At 30.5% G+C, this 15,494-nt stretch carries 14 protein-coding genes; 7 read left to right on the top strand and 7 right to left on the bottom strand.

Features of this window, described 5'->3' with window-relative positions:
- Positions 1-78: 78 nt before the first annotated feature.
- From F7018_RS17770 to F7018_RS17750, 5 genes are all read left to right on the top strand, one after another.
- The gene (locus F7018_RS17770; RefSeq protein ID WP_246175241.1) at positions 79-1,452 is read left to right on the top strand and encodes a YfcC family protein; all 1,374 of its coding nucleotides are present in this window, start codon (positions 79-81) and stop codon (positions 1,450-1,452) included.
- 1 nt (position 1,453) lies between these two features.
- Positions 1,454-2,602 (top strand): acetylornithine deacetylase, encoded by a 1,149-nt coding sequence (gene argE, locus F7018_RS17765; RefSeq protein WP_150901451.1) that lies wholly within the window; start codon positions 1,454-1,456, stop codon positions 2,600-2,602.
- A gap of 75 nt (positions 2,603-2,677) precedes the next feature.
- Complete coding sequence (locus F7018_RS17760; RefSeq protein WP_150901450.1) at positions 2,678-3,349, top strand: Crp/Fnr family transcriptional regulator; 672 nt, start codon at positions 2,678-2,680, stop codon at positions 3,347-3,349.
- Between the two features lie 74 nt (positions 3,350-3,423).
- Positions 3,424-4,356, top strand: a complete 933-nt coding sequence (locus F7018_RS17755) for a hypothetical protein (RefSeq protein ID WP_150901449.1) — start codon at positions 3,424-3,426, stop codon at positions 4,354-4,356.
- 78 nt (positions 4,357-4,434) lie between these two features.
- Positions 4,435-4,908 (top strand): DUF6495 family protein, encoded by a 474-nt coding sequence (locus F7018_RS17750; protein ID WP_150901448.1) that lies wholly within the window; start codon positions 4,435-4,437, stop codon positions 4,906-4,908.
- A gap of 15 nt (positions 4,909-4,923) precedes the next feature.
- On the opposite strand, the gene F7018_RS17745 is transcribed toward F7018_RS17750, so the two are convergent.
- Together F7018_RS17745 and F7018_RS17740 are read right to left on the bottom strand one after the other, a co-directional pair.
- Positions 4,924-6,684, bottom strand: coding sequence for an amidohydrolase (locus F7018_RS17745; RefSeq protein WP_150901447.1), 1,761 nt, complete (start codon positions 6,682-6,684; stop codon positions 4,924-4,926).
- Between the two features lie 22 nt (positions 6,685-6,706).
- Entirely contained in the window at positions 6,707-7,390 is a 684-nt protein-coding gene (locus F7018_RS17740) for an SIR2 family NAD-dependent protein deacylase (RefSeq protein WP_150901446.1), read from the bottom strand.
- A gap of 149 nt (positions 7,391-7,539) precedes the next feature.
- Between F7018_RS17740 and F7018_RS17735 the strand changes: the two genes are divergently transcribed.
- Positions 7,540-8,772 carry an erythromycin esterase family protein gene (locus F7018_RS17735; protein ID WP_150901445.1) on the top strand — a complete coding sequence of 411 codons (1,233 nt, stop codon included), beginning with the start codon at positions 7,540-7,542 and terminating at the stop codon, positions 8,770-8,772.
- A gap of 28 nt (positions 8,773-8,800) precedes the next feature.
- Positions 8,801-9,481 (top strand): TrmH family RNA methyltransferase, encoded by a 681-nt coding sequence (locus F7018_RS17730; protein WP_150901444.1) that lies wholly within the window; start codon positions 8,801-8,803, stop codon positions 9,479-9,481.
- On the opposite strand, the gene F7018_RS17725 is transcribed toward F7018_RS17730, so the two are convergent.
- From F7018_RS17725 to meaB, 5 genes are all read right to left on the bottom strand, one after another.
- Positions 9,465-11,780, bottom strand: coding sequence for a type IA DNA topoisomerase (locus F7018_RS17725; protein WP_150901443.1), 2,316 nt, complete (start codon positions 11,778-11,780; stop codon positions 9,465-9,467). The two genes, F7018_RS17730 and F7018_RS17725, sit on opposite strands and share 17 nt — an antisense overlap.
- A gap of 86 nt (positions 11,781-11,866) precedes the next feature.
- A complete protein-coding gene (locus F7018_RS17720; RefSeq protein ID WP_150901442.1) occupies positions 11,867-12,553 on the bottom strand; it encodes an FISUMP domain-containing protein in 687 nt (228 codons plus the stop codon).
- On the bottom strand, positions 12,546-14,030 hold the full coding sequence (locus F7018_RS17715; protein WP_150901441.1) for a 2OG-Fe(II) oxygenase: 1,485 nt from the start codon (positions 14,028-14,030) through the stop codon (positions 12,546-12,548). Before F7018_RS17715 ends, F7018_RS17720 begins: the two co-directional genes overlap by 8 nt.
- 13 nt (positions 14,031-14,043) lie before the next feature.
- Entirely contained in the window at positions 14,044-14,391 is a 348-nt protein-coding gene (locus tag F7018_RS17710; protein WP_150901440.1) for a tRNA-binding protein, read from the bottom strand.
- Between the two features lie 25 nt (positions 14,392-14,416).
- Complete coding sequence (gene meaB, locus F7018_RS17705; protein ID WP_150901439.1) at positions 14,417-15,487, bottom strand: methylmalonyl Co-A mutase-associated GTPase MeaB; 1,071 nt, start codon at positions 15,485-15,487, stop codon at positions 14,417-14,419.
- Positions 15,488-15,494: the final 7 nt, after the last annotated feature.

The raw sequence follows: 15,494 nt of genomic DNA, 5'->3' as shown, positions 1-15,494 counted from the left end.
AATATTTTATATAGAAAGTGCAGTTTTTAACTGCACTTTTTTATTTTTGGGATGAATGATAATTCTTAAACAATACTTTTGAAAAAAATTAAAATCCCTCATGCTTTAACTTTACTATTTGTTATCATAATATTGGTTTCTGCATTTACGCATATAATTCCAGCAGGAAAATTTGAAAGAGTTTTAGTAGAAGGAAGGAATAGAGTAATACCAAATTCATATGAGGTAATTCAAAGTACACCTGTAAGTTTTTTCGATATTTTTAAAGCAATTCCTTTAGGTTTTAAAACGGCAGTAAATATAATTTTTATTGTATTGGCAGGAGGAATTATGTTTGGTGTTATGGAAAAAACACAGGCTATAGAGAATGCAGCAGGAACTTTAGTGAAGAAGTTAGGAGATGAAAAAAGGTATCTTATCGTGTTTTTAATTACTTTTTTTTATGGTTTTCTTGGAGTTTTTGTAGGGTATGAACATAATATTGCTATGGTACCTCTAGCAGCAGTGTTAAGTATAGCTATTGGAGGCGATTTAATTTTAGCAGCTGGTATTTCAGTGGCAGCAATTACCGTAGGTTTTGGATTATCACCCATAAACCCGTATACGGTAGGAATTGGTCATAAAATAGCAGAACTACCTTTATTCTCTGGAGCTATATTACGAACTATATTATGTTTACTAGCGTTAGGAGCATTAGCATTTTATAATATTCGTTATTTAAAAAAAATAACTGATAACCCAGAAAAATCTTTAGGAAAAGGATTGGATGAAAACGGAATAAAATTATCCAAATCTATCTCAGAATATACAATTACTAAAAGTAATTACTTAGTTTTAAGTGTATTTGTTATTGGTTTAGGAATTATACTTTGGGGTGTATTTAAACACAATTGGTATTTTACAGAACTTTCAGCAATATTTTTAATGATTGCAATAGGAAGTGGTTTGGTATCAAGAATGAACCCAACAACTTTTAGCGAAACAGTATTAGAATCGATAGCAAAAGCAGCTCCAGGTGCTTTTATGGTAGGTTTTGCAACTACAATTAAAGTGTTAATGGATATAAGTAATATTAGCGATACCATATCTTTTGAAATGGCGAATTTATTACAGGGATTACCTAAGTTTTTTGCTGCAGTTGGTATGTCAATATCGCAAGGAGTAATCAACTTATTTATTCCTTCTGGTAGTGGACAAGCATTAGCAACACTTCCAGTAATGATTCCTTTAGGAGAAGTATTAGGATTAACTAGGCAAACAACCATATTAGCATTTCAAATAGGAGATGGAGTAACCAACTTGGTAAATCCTACTTTGGGCGGACTCATAGCTATGCTAAGCATGTGCAGAGTTCCTTTAAACCGATGGTTTAAATTTATTTTGCCCTTAGTAATTATAATATTAGTACTTTCATGGACTATTTTAACTATTGCTACTTTTATAAATTATTAAAATGACAGCCAAAGAAATCTTAGCAAAACTTGTGAGTTTTGATGTATTGAGTAAACAAAATAATTTATCTATAGCCAATTGGATTAGCGACTATATTAACCAATACGGTGTAGAAACAGTATATGTATACAATGAAGAGAAAACACAAGCTTCGTTACATTGTAGAATAGGACCAGCTGTTGATGGAGGTATTATTTTATCAGGACATACCGATGTGGTACCTGTAAAAGGCCAACCATGGAATACCAATCCGTTTGAATTAATAGAAAAAGAAGGCAATTTGTATGGAAGAGGAGCTTGTGATATGAAAGGATATATTGCTTGTTTTTTATCAGTATTACCTCAAATGGTAAAGGCCAACTTATCAGTGCCAATTTATTTTGCTATTTCTTATGATGAAGAAATAGGGTGTTTAAGAGCGCCAGAATTAGCAGAACATATAAAATCCTATTATACAGAAAAACCTAAATATGCTATTATAGGAGAGCCCTCAATGATGCAACCAATTGTTGGGCAAAAAGGAATTTTGTATGTCGAAACAAAAGTAAATGGAAGTCAAGGTCATAGTAGTAGAATAGAGAAGGAAGTAAGTGCTATTCATGAAAGTACTAGATTAATTCTTTGGTTAGAAAACAAAATGAAAGAATTATCGCAACAAAATAGAAATGAATCATTTTTACCTCCACATTCAACAATGCATGTGGGGCAAATAAAAGGAGGAATAGCTACCAATGTTGTGGCGGGAAATACTACATTTCAATGGGATGTTCGTTCAATACCAGAAGATAGTATTATGGATATTGTAAACGATTATCAGGAGTATTGCAATGAACTTCAGAAAGAAAAAAGAAAACTTTTTCCAGAGTTTAAAATAGAAAATACGTTATTGCATCCTCCAGTTCCGGGACTTCAAACTAGCGAAGAGGCTTCTATAGTAAAACTTATTGCTGAGGTTACAGGAAATACCAAACCTAGTTATGTGGCCTATGCTACAGAAGCAGGGCAATTTGCAGAAGCTGGCTTTGAAAGTATTATTTGTGGACCAGGATCAATAGAACAAGCACATAGAGCTAATGAATTTGTATCTATAGAACAGTTAAACCTCGGTGTTCAAATGATTGAAAATATTATAAAAAAGATTAGTCTTTAAAACTCTGGATATTACCAGAGTTTTTTTGTAATGAATTTTAATCTTTTTCGACATACCCTAATAAATGCCTTAACTATGAGAGCTCTGTGGTACTTCGAAGAAGTTAATTTATTTAAAATACTATGCCCGCATAAATATTCGGAGTATAAGGCTGGGCATGAGTTCAATTCCTACAAAAAAAGCGATTATATTTATTTTGAAGATGATGCAGCAACAAAATTGTACTTGATTGATGAAGGGAAAGTAAAAATAGGGTACTATACAGAAGAAGGAGAGGAAGTAATCAAAGCAATATTAACCAAAGGAGAATTATTTGGAGAGAAAGCAATTTTAGGAATTGAAAAAAGAAATGAGTTTGCGCAGTCTATAGATAATCAAACACTTATATGTCCTGTAGCTAAAGATACGATGCATGACTTAATGAGAGATAATGCATCTGTAAGCTTTAAGATCTATAAGTTTATTGGATTGCGAATGAAAAAGCTAGAAAGAAGATTGCAATTACTTTTATTTAAAGATACTAAAACAAGATTATTAGAATTCTTCAAAGATCTTTGTGAAGATTATGGGTATGAATGTCCAGATAATGGAGATCACGTAATAAAACATCCATATAGTCAAAAAGATATAGCCACTTTAATTGGTACTTCACGTCAGACATTAAACTCAATTATGAATGAGTTAAAACAAGAAAATGTCATAGAATTTAACAGAAAAGAACTAAGACTTCGAAAAAATATAGCCTAAGTGTCAGCTAGCTGACATTTTAAAAAAAATGTAGGATATAACTTTGTTTTTGTAAAATTTAAAATACAAAAACAATGAGAAAAATAGTAATGAGCCTAGCGGCATTAAGTATCGTAACTTTTACTTCTTGTAGCGACGATAACGATAATGTAGCAACAACAAAAACAGTAACACAAGCGTTTCAAAACTTACCAGATTTAGGAGCTAATTATGTATATGAAGGATGGCTAATTGTAGGAGCTGAAAAAATTTCTACAGGAAGATTTTCTCATACAGAAGGAGCAAACCATACAAGTGGTTCAATAGATATTACAAAAGTAAATACAGCTACAGAATATGTGCTTACTATTGAATCTGCAAATGAAACTGGAGCGGATTTATCTTCACCAAGTGGATGGATTTTTTCAAAAGGAGCTTTTACTAACACTACGGCAACGCCATCAACAAATGATGCTTTATATAGTGGATCAAGTAATTTAGAAACAGCAACTGGACAAGCTTTCTTAAAAGCACCTTCAGTTGGAACAGTAGGATCAGATGCTAACGGAATTTGGTTTATAGATGCTTTACCTCCAACAACAGGTGGATTTACTAATTTACCAACTTTAGGTAATGGATGGATTTATGAAGGATGGGTTGTTGTAAACGATAATTCAGGTAATCCAACACCAGTATCAACAGGAAGATTCTCAGATCCTAATATGGCAGATGTAAGCTTTTTTGGAGCAGCAAATAACAATGAATTTAAAGGACCAAATGGTGTACCACCTTTCCCAGGTGAAGATTATATCGTAGACCCTAATAATAGATACCCTAATGTGACTTTCCCTATCGATTTAACGAATGCAACAGTAGTTATTTCTATTGAACCAACAACTAATGATGCACAAGCACCATTTGGTTTAAAACCTTTTGTTCAAGCTTTAAGTAATCAAGCAGTATCTACTGCGTTTACAGTAGCAAATACATATGCTGGTAAAGCAATTTCTGGTACAGTTACTAGATAATTATAAATTTTATATGGATTTTCTAATTTGTTCGGAAATTCAGATATTTGAACCGCCTTATAAAAGGCGGTTTTTTTTATGAAATACAGACAACTTACTAAGGAACAATTTGAAGGATTACACGAAGAGTTTGCACGTTTTTTAGCATCACAAAGCATTGATGCCAAAGAATGGAAACAATTAAAAGAAGAAAAACCACACGTAGCTGAAGACGAAATGAATGTTTTTAGTGATGTTGTTTGGGACGATGTACTTACGAGAACCGAGTATTTAGAGCACTTTTCTCCTAAGGTTGTTAATTTATTTAAATGCGATGAGGCAGAAATGCATCGTATTGTAATAAAAATCGATAAAGATATTAATGTATTAGAGCAAGAAGGATTTGAATGGTTGATGAAAAATCCTAATGATGAGAAGATTGAGTTTTTTACAGGAGCTAAAAAATACACAAATGAGAGAAATCCTGAAATTTTCGATTTAATAGAAAAAGGAAGTGCTATATCGAAAGGGGAGTTGTTTGAGTATTTTAATAAACTAGTTTCAAAAAGCTAAGAGAATCCTTAAACATTAATAGGTGACTTTATTTCCATTAATAAATGTTTGAAGGCATTTAATGGTATGTAGTTTCTCTGTTTTTACTGAATAAGGATTTTTATCAAGAACAATAAAATCCGCATACTTTCCTTTTTCTAAAGAACCAATCTTGTCTTCTTTGTGTATTTGATATGCGGCATTTATAGTTAAGGTTTTTATAGCATCAAGAAGATTTAATCGTTCGTTGCCACCAATTAAACTATCTTTTTTAGTTTTTCTCTCAATTGCTGTTTGAATTAACCTAAAAGGATTACTTTCAAACATGGGTTGATCAGCATGTAATGTACTTACTATACCGGTGTTTAAAGCAGATTTGATAGGTAATATTTTAGAAGTCCTTTCTTCACCTAAAATAGAGGTGTTTAAAGCATCTCCATAATAGAGTAAATGGTTTATGTGAAAACTGGGAAATAAGTTTAGTTTTTTTATTCTTAATAATTCTTTTTCAGGTAAAAGCAAACAATGCTCTAAGCGATGTCTAGAATTTTTAAAATCTAATTCTTTATCAAGCTCTTCAAAAGCATTAATTACTTCAGTATTTGCAGCATCACCCTGGACATGAATAGCTATTTGCCATCCATTATTATGGTATTTTGAAATAAACTCTTTCAATTCATCATTATCAATCAAAGCTTTTCCTTTAGAGTTGATAGGAATGTGTAGTTTATTTTCAGTTAAGTCAGAGATTAAATAAGGTTCATTAATATACATAGAGCCTGTATATGGAGAACCATCATACCAGTGTTTAATTCCTATAATATCATAAAAATCGTTAGTCTTTCCTTTTGTTTCAGGTAAAATATAAGTCATATCATGACGTACATAAATAAAATGACGAGGAGTAGGTTTTCTTTCTGGGAATTGACCAATTAAAGCTAAAAAGTTACCTAATAAACTTGGTGTTTTATCAGATAAATGCTTCATTAAAATAAGAGGTTTACTATCGTTTATAGTTAAACCTGTAGAGACTATAGTGGTATTCCCATTTTTAGCATAATTCAACATTATTTTTTCTGAAGAACTACTTAATACTTTAGGAGTAAGTACTTCTTTTTTTAGTTTTTCTATAAAAGGTTTGAAAGCTTCTTGTTCAACAATAAGGCCTGTTAAATTTCCTTTAGCATCTTTTTCATAATAACTGTTTTTTGAAGGATTTGCAGTGTTTTTGGTAATAGCTACACTTTCTAAGGCTTTAGAATTAACCCAATAACTATGTAAACTTTGACTAAAAATAATTACAGGATTGTTAGGAGCAATTTTATCTAAGTATTGTAATGTTGGAGTTTTTAAATCACTAACTAAAACGGGATCTAAACCTTTAAAAATAAGCCATTCGTTTTTAGAAGCTTTAGAGGCGTATTTTTCAAAATATTTCCATACTTCTACATTATTTTTATGCTTAAATCCAGATAAATCATACATGTTTTGAAAAAACATAGATAAAGCAAAATGAGTATGAGGATCAATAAAACCCGGCATTATGGTTGCTCCTTTAAGATCTATTTTTTGTAAATCTTCATTTTTGAATTCAGGAAAATTTTTAAGCTCTCCAATTTCTTCAATTACGCCATCAGTAACTAGCATGGCATTTGCAGTAGGTTGTTTATTATTAACCGTAATTATATTAGCATTATAATAAAGCGTTGGAGGTGCCTTTTTAAAATCTTGCTTTGATAATATCCATCCAGAAATTAAAAATAGAAGAATAAGGCTTAATAGAATTTTCTTTTTCATGGATGAGAAATCTCAGCGTTTTTTATATTAAATGTTCTATTAGTTTATCGGTACCTAAACTAGCAACGTCTTTAATAATGGTTAAGTTATTCATTGAGTTACTACTCATTGCAGGTTTTGGATCTATAAAATAAATAGGAGTATTTTCAGGAGCATAATCAATTAAACTAGCTGCTGGATACACCTGCATTGATGTACCAATTATAACAAGAATATCAGCTTGTAAAGTAATTTCAACAGCTTTTTCAAGCATAGGAACATCTTCTCCAAACCATACTATATGGGGGCGTAATTGAGAATTTTGTTCGCATAAGCTACCTAAGGTAATATCAGAATCCCAATTATAAACTAGGTGTTCATGTGCTGTACTTCTAGCTTTTAAAAGTTCTCCATGTAAATGTAAAACATTAGAGCTTCCAGCGCGTTCATGCAAATCATCAACATTTTGAGTAATAATATCTACCTGAAAATGTTCCTCTAGCTTTACTAAATTAAAATGTGCTTCGTTTGGACTAACCTCCAATAATTGTTTTCTACGTTGATTGTAAAAGTCTAATACCAATTCAGGATTTGCACGAAAACCTTCGGGTGAAGCTACTTCATAAATATCATGTCCTTCCCATAGTCCATCAGCATCTCTAAATGTTTTAATTCCGCTTTCGGCACTAATACCAGCACCAGTCAACACTACTAATCTTTTTTTCATGAGACTAAAATATGAAATTTTAGCTTCCTTTTTAGAAGGCATTAGTTTATTTGAATTGGATAATTTTTGGAAATATTAGTATTGATTTTCTCAAAAAAAATATTGAGATACATTTATATTTGAAGTCAAATCAAACTTAAAAATAAACTATGAAAAAACTGACAATATTATTGTTGTTTATTTCTTTTATAACAAAAGCACAATCAGTTAAAAATCAAATATTAGAAAATCTTTCAGAAATAAAATCTGTAAATCCAAAGGATACTGATTTTTCAGATTTAAAAAAGATAGGGGATGCAATAGGTAGTTCTAAAATTGTTTTTTTAGGAGAACAAGATCATGGAGACGCTACAGCGTTTGAAGCAAAAACTCGAATTATAAAGTATTTGCATGAGAAAAAAGGATTCAATGTATTAGCTTTTGAAAGTGATTTCTTTAATATTAATAAAAAGTCTGATGAGAATAAACCAATAGAAGAAATTGAGAAAAGTATTTTTTCGGTTTGGTCAAAATGTGTTCAAGTAAATCCATTGTTTAGTTACATCAAAAACCAACAAAAAAAGAATCCAATTACGATTAGTGGATTTGATTGTCAAATAGGACAGAATTTAGAAGAAGATAGAATTAGTTTCGTTAGTGAGATGGAAAAATATATTGAAAAAGAAATAGATGTTTCTACTATTGATAACTATAATTTATTTAGAGAAACATTAAAAGATGTGATTTTCTTTGTTAAAAAAACAAAAAAGAAAGACGCTTATTTTAAAAAGGTAAAAAAGAAAACACAAAAAAAGTTTTTCCAAACTCTGACAGAAATAAAAAAAAGCATCAAGAATAAAGAAACTTTTTTATTTAAGAATTTAGAAAATATAGCATCTTATGCTAAGATGGCATGGGGAAATAAAGAATATAGACAAGGACGCGATACCCAAATGGGGAAAAATATTTTATGGTTAGTAGCTACAAAATTTCCAAATGAAAAAATAATTTTTTGGGCGCATAGTGCACATTTAGTTAAAGGAAAATCAAGTAGAAGTTCTTATACAAAGACTTCTGCGGGTAAGTACGCTATTGATAGATTAAATGCAAATGAGGTTTATAGTATCGGGTTTTCCTCTAGAGTTGGGTTTACAGATAGAGTAAGTTTAAATACTAATATTGAAGGGTATAAAATTATTAATGCTCAAAAGGAAGGTTTTGAAAGTTGGGTTTATTCTAAAAAGCTCCAGTATGCTTTTATCAATTTTAAAGCTTTAAAAAATAATTCAGAAACATTCCATATGAAAGGATCTAGTCATTATAGCTATAAAAATAACTGGTTAACTGCTTTCGATGGTATTTTTTATATAGATAAAATATCACCTTGTATTGAAGAAAAATAGGAAGCTATAATTTTAGTATGTTTGCTGTATGATTGATGAAGGATTGTTAGCTTATTTAGAAGGCTATATTACTGAAAAAAGAAAGAATACTTTTCATAGAGTATTAAATGAAAGAACTCGTCATTTTGCCGTGGTTTTAGAAGATATTTATCAACCTCATAATGCAAGTGCAGTAGTGAGAAGTTGTGATATTTTTGGAGTTCAAGATGTATATGCTATTGAAAATAAATTTACCAATAAAGTTTCTAGACATGTAGCCAAAGGAAGTCAGAAATGGTTAAATATTAATCGTTTTAAAGAAGATGGAGATAATACTAAGGCGTGTTTAGAAGATTTAAGAGGTAAGGGATATCAAATAATAGGAACTACACCACATACAGATTCATGTGTGCTAGCCGATTTTGATGTAACTAAAAAAACAGCTTTTGTTTTTGGAGCAGAGAAAGATGGAATTTCTGATTATATAAAACAAGAAGCCGATGGTTTTTTGAAAATTCCAATGGTAGGTTTTACAGAAAGTTTAAACATATCTGTTGCAGCAGCTATTATTTTAAATGATGTTACTTCTCGTTTACGAAAAACAAAAGTAGATTGGCAATTAACTCCAGAAGAGCAAAAGGCCTTATACTTTGAATGGATAAAAAACACAATTAAGAATCCTGATAAGTTAATTGAATATTATAAAAACGAAGTTAGTTTGAAGAAATAATTTTTAAAACTAATTCTTTGGTTAATGGTTGTCCATTAGCCATTTTTTTTATGTTATCGAAAGTAAAAACAAAGCCACAACCGTTTTTATATTCAGAACAACCGTAAGCCGATTTACCTTTTAAAACAGTGCCTTTTTTACACTTCGGACATGTAATTTTATCACTATCGTTTTGTGAAGTTTGTTTAGGAGTTGAAGCTCCTTTTTTTGGTTCTAATTTTAATTTAAAATCATCATCAAAACGAACCAAGCCTTCAACTTTTTCATCGCCTTGTTTAAAACCTTTTAAATTGGTAGTACAACCTTTGTCAATTAAACGAATAAGTTGAGTTTCAGAAATCTTTTTACCTAAAAATTGGAAGGCTAAAACAAAATCACATCCGTTTTTATAATTAGAACATCCAAAAGCTGAGTTTCCTTTTAGTAGTTGACCTTTTTTACACTTTGGACATTCTTTTCCTGCAACTTCTTTCTTTTTAGAAGCTTTTTTCGGTTTTGTAGTTGTGGTCTTAACTGTGGTTTCAGCAGATAAACGAGCAGTTTTTTTACTTGATCGTACTTCATATACTAAAGTATCTACCATTCGTTTCATCTCTTTTATAAAGTGAGAAGCATTATATTCACCACGTTCAATTTCTTTTAAACGTTTTTCCCAAAGTCCCGTTAATTCAGCAGATTTTAATAATTCATTATCAATTAAACCTATCAAATCTATACCAGTTTGGGTTGGAATAATTAACTTCTTTTGACGTTCTATGTATTTTCGTCTGAATAATGTTTCTATAATACTAGCGCGAGTAGAAGGACGACCAATTCCATTTTCTTTCATTAAATCACGCATCTCTTCATCATCCACTTGTTTACCGGCAGTTTCCATAGCTCGTAATAAACTTGCTTCTGTATAATTTCGAGGTGGTTTGGTCTCTTTTTCTAAGAAAGACGGTTCGTGTGGACCTTTTTCACCTTTTTCAAAAGTAGGTAACACATCTTTTTCTTCATTTTTCTTAGTATCTATACCAAATTCAAAAACTTCACGCCAACCTTTGGTTAAAATTTCTTTTCCAGAGGTTCTAAAAGGAACTTTGTCAGCTTCTCCTTTTACTTCAGTTTTTGCAATATCACTATCAGGATAAAAAACAGCAATAAATCTACGAGCAATTATATCGTACACCTGTTGTTGGTTATACTGTAAATTGATTTCTATTCCTGTAGGAATGATAGCATGGTGATCTGTAACTTTTTTATCGTTAAATACTTTGGTCGATTTACGAATTTTCTTTCCTAATAAAGGTTGTGTTAAACTTGCAAATTGCTTTAGCCCTTTTAAAATATTAGGAACTTTAGGATAAATATCATTTGGTAAGAAAGTAGTATCTACTCTGGGGTAGGTAACTACTTTCATTTCATATAATTTTTGAACTATTTTTAAAGTTTCATCAGCAGAGAAACCAAATTTATTATTACAATATACTTGTAATCCAGTTAAATCAAATAACTTAGGAGCATATTCTTTTCCTTTCTTTTTGGTTACAGATGTTATTTCAAAATCAGCTTCTTTTACCTTGTTCGCAAAAGCTTCACCATCTTCCTTTTTTAAAAAACGACCTTCTTCACAGCTAAAAAGTGTGTTTCTATATAAGGTTTGAAGTTCCCAATAAGGTTGAGGTTTAAAATTCTGAATTTCCTTAAATCGATTAACCAACATGGCTAGGGTAGGAGTTTGTACTCTACCTATGGAAAGCACTTGCTTGTAACCTCCAAACTTTACTGTATATAATCGAGTAGCATTTAATCCCAGTAACCAATCACCTATAGCACGAGAAAAACCTGCGTAATATAAATTGTTATAATCGTCGTTACTTTTTAGATTTTCAAAGCCTTCTTTAATAGCTTCTTCAGTTAAGGAAGAAATCCATAATCGTTGAATTTCACCGGTATAACCTGCTTGATTAATAACCCATCTTTGAATTAATTCTCCTTCTTGTCCAGCATCCCCACAGTTGATAACTACATCAGCTCTTTCAAATAATCCTTTAACAATATTAAACTGTTTTTGAATACCAGAATCTTCCGTGACTTTGGTGTCAAATTTATCTGGAAGCATGGGCAAATTATTTAAATCCCAGCTTTTCCAGTGAGGTTTGTAGTCTTTAGGTTCTAAAAGTGTACATAAATGACCGAATGTATAAGTAACCGCATAGCCATTACCTTCGAAATATCCATCTCGTTTGGTATTGGCTCCTAAGATATTAGCAATTTCACGGGCTACACTTGGCTTTTCGGCGATACAAACTTTCATTAATATAGTTTAGAAATTCGAAATTAATAAAATATTTATGAAAGTAAGAAAAGGATTTTAGATATGTTTTTGTTTAGCAAATAGCGCTAATCTTTTACACATCGACAAGATAAAGCCATATTGGTATTATTGTTTTTGTCTTCCCATTTATTAACAAAAGTTTTTCCGCTAAACATAAATCGAGCAGTAGCAATATTATTTTCTATTGAAGACCAAAATGCTGCTGCAAATCCTAAACCTTCAAAACCTTTTGGAAGTCCTGTTTTTCCAGTGTCAAAATAACCAGCAGGAAGTATATTGAAATTAAGTTTGTTAGTGTTATTAGATTCATTATCCCAATGCTCTACGCTTCTCATGTGTATAGCATGTTCACCTCGCCAACCACCTTTGCTAATAAAAGAAGAAGGCATTCCGTGAGCTATTTCTAATTCGTCCCATTCTTTATCAGAAGGAATATGCCAGCCTTTTGGACAAGCATCTTTTAATGAATTTAAGTTATATAATCGACCATAAGCTCTAGAAGGATTGTTAGGGTTTATCATAGAACCAGAAGAGTTGTAACGTAAATTTTCCGCCATCCATGTTTTGTTTGCAATTCGAACAGTTTTGTAAGTTTCACTATCTCTTGAATCTGTTAAATTACTTTGAACTATTAGAGTCTTTGGTTTAGGTGGAGTATTAGCTTTTTGCTTTTTGTTTGTACAGTTAAAAAAAACAATAAGTAGAAAGGTGTATAGAAATAATTTGATGTTATATTTATATAATTTAGTCATTGATTTTTGTTAACGATTCAATATCCCAAGTTTTGATAGTTCCATCATAAGAAGCACTTATCAAAGTATTTGAATTTAAAGTTTCTACGGATTGTACAAAATTTAAGTGTTTAAATGTGGATATTAGATTACCTTTTAAGTTCCATATTTTAACTGAATTATCTTCTCCTCCAGAAGCAATATAATTATTATTTAAAATTTTTATAGACCTAATAGTTTTGGAATGTGCTTGGAATGTTTTTATACTAGAAAGACTAAAATCATTTTTTAAAGTTCTGATAGTAATTTCACCATTTAAATTTCCACTAATTAATTGTTTTGTGTAATTATTAAATGTGATACTAATAATTGGAGAAGTTTCATGAAAAGTATATATAGATTTTTCGTTATTAATATTCCAAATTTTAATAGAACAATCTTCAGAGCATGAAGCAAGAGTATAGTTGTTGATTTTTGTTATTTGCCAAACCCAATTGCTATGTTCATCAAAAGTTTTTAGAACCCTACCATTAAGTTTTACTATTTTGATAGTGTTATCACCACTACTAGATACAAATGTATTATTTGTTAAGCGGCACAATGAAAGAATAACAGCCGAATGAATTTTAATTTTATTTAGTATTTTATAATTTTTCCAAACAATTATTTGTTTATCTCTAGAACCAGAAATAAAAATATTGTTATTTATTTTTTCAATACATAAAACAGAATTTAGATGGCCTTTTAAAGAAGTTTTTAGTTTTCCTAAGTTAGTCCAAACTTTTATCTCTTTATCTCGACCACCACTCAAAATAATTTCATCACTATTTTTTAATAAAGACCAAATATAACCTAGGTGCCCATAAAATGGTTGTAAATTTTTGTTTTCCTTTTTTTTGGAATATAGGATATCACTTCTTAAAACAAATTTCTCACCTTGTATTAATACTTCACCTTCGTGCCAAACGTTATGGTCAAAAACAATCAAATCACCTTGTTTAGGAATATATGACGCCCAAATTTTATTTGTGTTTTTATTTTCGAAAAATAAGGTTTTGCCTCCCTTGAATTCAGTTGCATCATTTAAATAAATCATAAATGTTAACTTTGATTGAGTTAAATAATCTTCATAATGAATACCATCTAGGTGTCTTTTAAAATACTGATTACTTGAGTACTTACAAAACCTAAGTCTGTTGTTTAGTTTTTTTAAATGCCAAATTCCATTTTCTGATTCAATGCTAGAATTGATTTCTAAGGTTTTTGGTAAAAAAGGCTTTACCTGTTTGAAAAGATAACTAGATAAATCATTATCATTAATTACAGTTCTTTCATTATTCCTATAATGTGTAGGGTAGTTTGTGATAGCTTCTTGAAAAGAATTTCTAATATTGTTATTTAAAAACTTTTTGCATTCAGCTTTAGAAAAAAGAGAAGGAACTACAAAACAGATAAGGTCTGAATCAGGTAAAATATTTTGTATTTTTAAATTTGTCAAAGCGAACTAATTTCTACCCAATTCTAGTTCCGTTTTTAATATTTCTTTCAGGAGCAATAAGAGTAACTTCTTTATTGTCACCAATACCACCTAAAACTAAACATTCACTCATCATATTTGCAATTTGTTTTTTAGGAAAGTTAACAACGGCAATAATTTGATTTCCTATTAACTCTTCTGGAGTGTATAACTTAGTGATTTGTGCTGAGGTTTTTTTAACACCAAATTCTCCAAAATCAATTTGCATTTTATAAGCAGGATTTTTTACCTCTTTAAATTCTTCAGCACTGATAATTGTACCGATTCGCATTTCAACTTTAGTAAAATCATTCCAAGTTAAAGTGTTAGCTGTTTCTTTCATATTTATTTATTTATTTATTCAGTAGTTATTTATTTAGTAGTCTATTTGCAGCAGCAAAAGGTGTTGTTTTTCCACTTTCTAATTTGATAAGCTCATTATTTAATAATTCTTTAATAACAGAATTGTTGTAGAAATTATCTTTTAATTGCTGGTTTATGGTTTCCAATAACCAATATCTGTTTTGAGCATTTCGTTTCGTGTCAAAGTAATTACTTTCTATTGCAGCACTTATATATTCATTAATCATTTGATATACGTTATCAACTCCTTTGTTGTGAAGCGCACTAGCGAGTAAAACTTTAGGTTGCCATCCGCTATCTTTAGGTGGATATAAGTGTAACGCTCTATTAAACTCAACTTTAGCAATCTTAGCGTTTTTCTCATTACCACTATCAGCTTTGTTGATTACAATAGCATCAGCCATTTCAATAATTCCACGTTTAATACCTTGTAGTTCATCACCAGCACCAGCAAGTTTTAAGAGTAAGAAAAAATCTGTCATTGAGTGTACCGCAGTTTCAGATTGACCAACCCCAACGGTTTCAATAATAATAGTATCAAATCCAGCGGCTTCACATAAAATAATGCTCTCACGAGTTTTTTGAGCTACTCCACCTAAAGAAGTACCAGAAGGAGAAGGTCTGATAAATGCATTTTCATCAGTAACTAATTGTTCCATTCGAGTTTTATCTCCTAAAATACTTCCTTTGTTAATAGAACTACTTGGGTCAACAGCTAAAACGGCTACTTTTTTTCCTAAAGAAGTAAGGTGTTTTCCTAAAGCTTCAATAAAAGTACTCTTACCAACTCCAGGTACACCAGTAATACCTATTCTAATCGATTTATTAGCATGAGGTAAACAAGCTTCTAAAATTTCGTTAGCTTGTTTTTGATGTTTATTATTTGTGCTTTCAACTAAAGTAATTGCTCTACTTAAAAAAGGAATATTACCCGCTAAAATATGATTTACAAATTCTTGAGTTGTAGTTCTTTTTTTTCTGCTTAATTTTATTTTTTCAACAGAAGATTTACTGGTTGTTTCTGGTTGAGAAACACCATCTTTTTCAGAAAGAGCAGATTTGTTTTTGTCAGTCATATCAAGT

Origin of the sequence: Tenacibaculum aiptasiae (assembly GCF_008806755.1) — a bacterium.
GTDB classification, from domain to species: Bacteria; Bacteroidota; Bacteroidia; order Flavobacteriales; family Flavobacteriaceae; genus Polaribacter; species Polaribacter aiptasiae.
The sequence above is the reverse complement of the archived record's forward strand: the minus strand, read 5'-3'. Positions and strand labels throughout refer to the sequence as shown.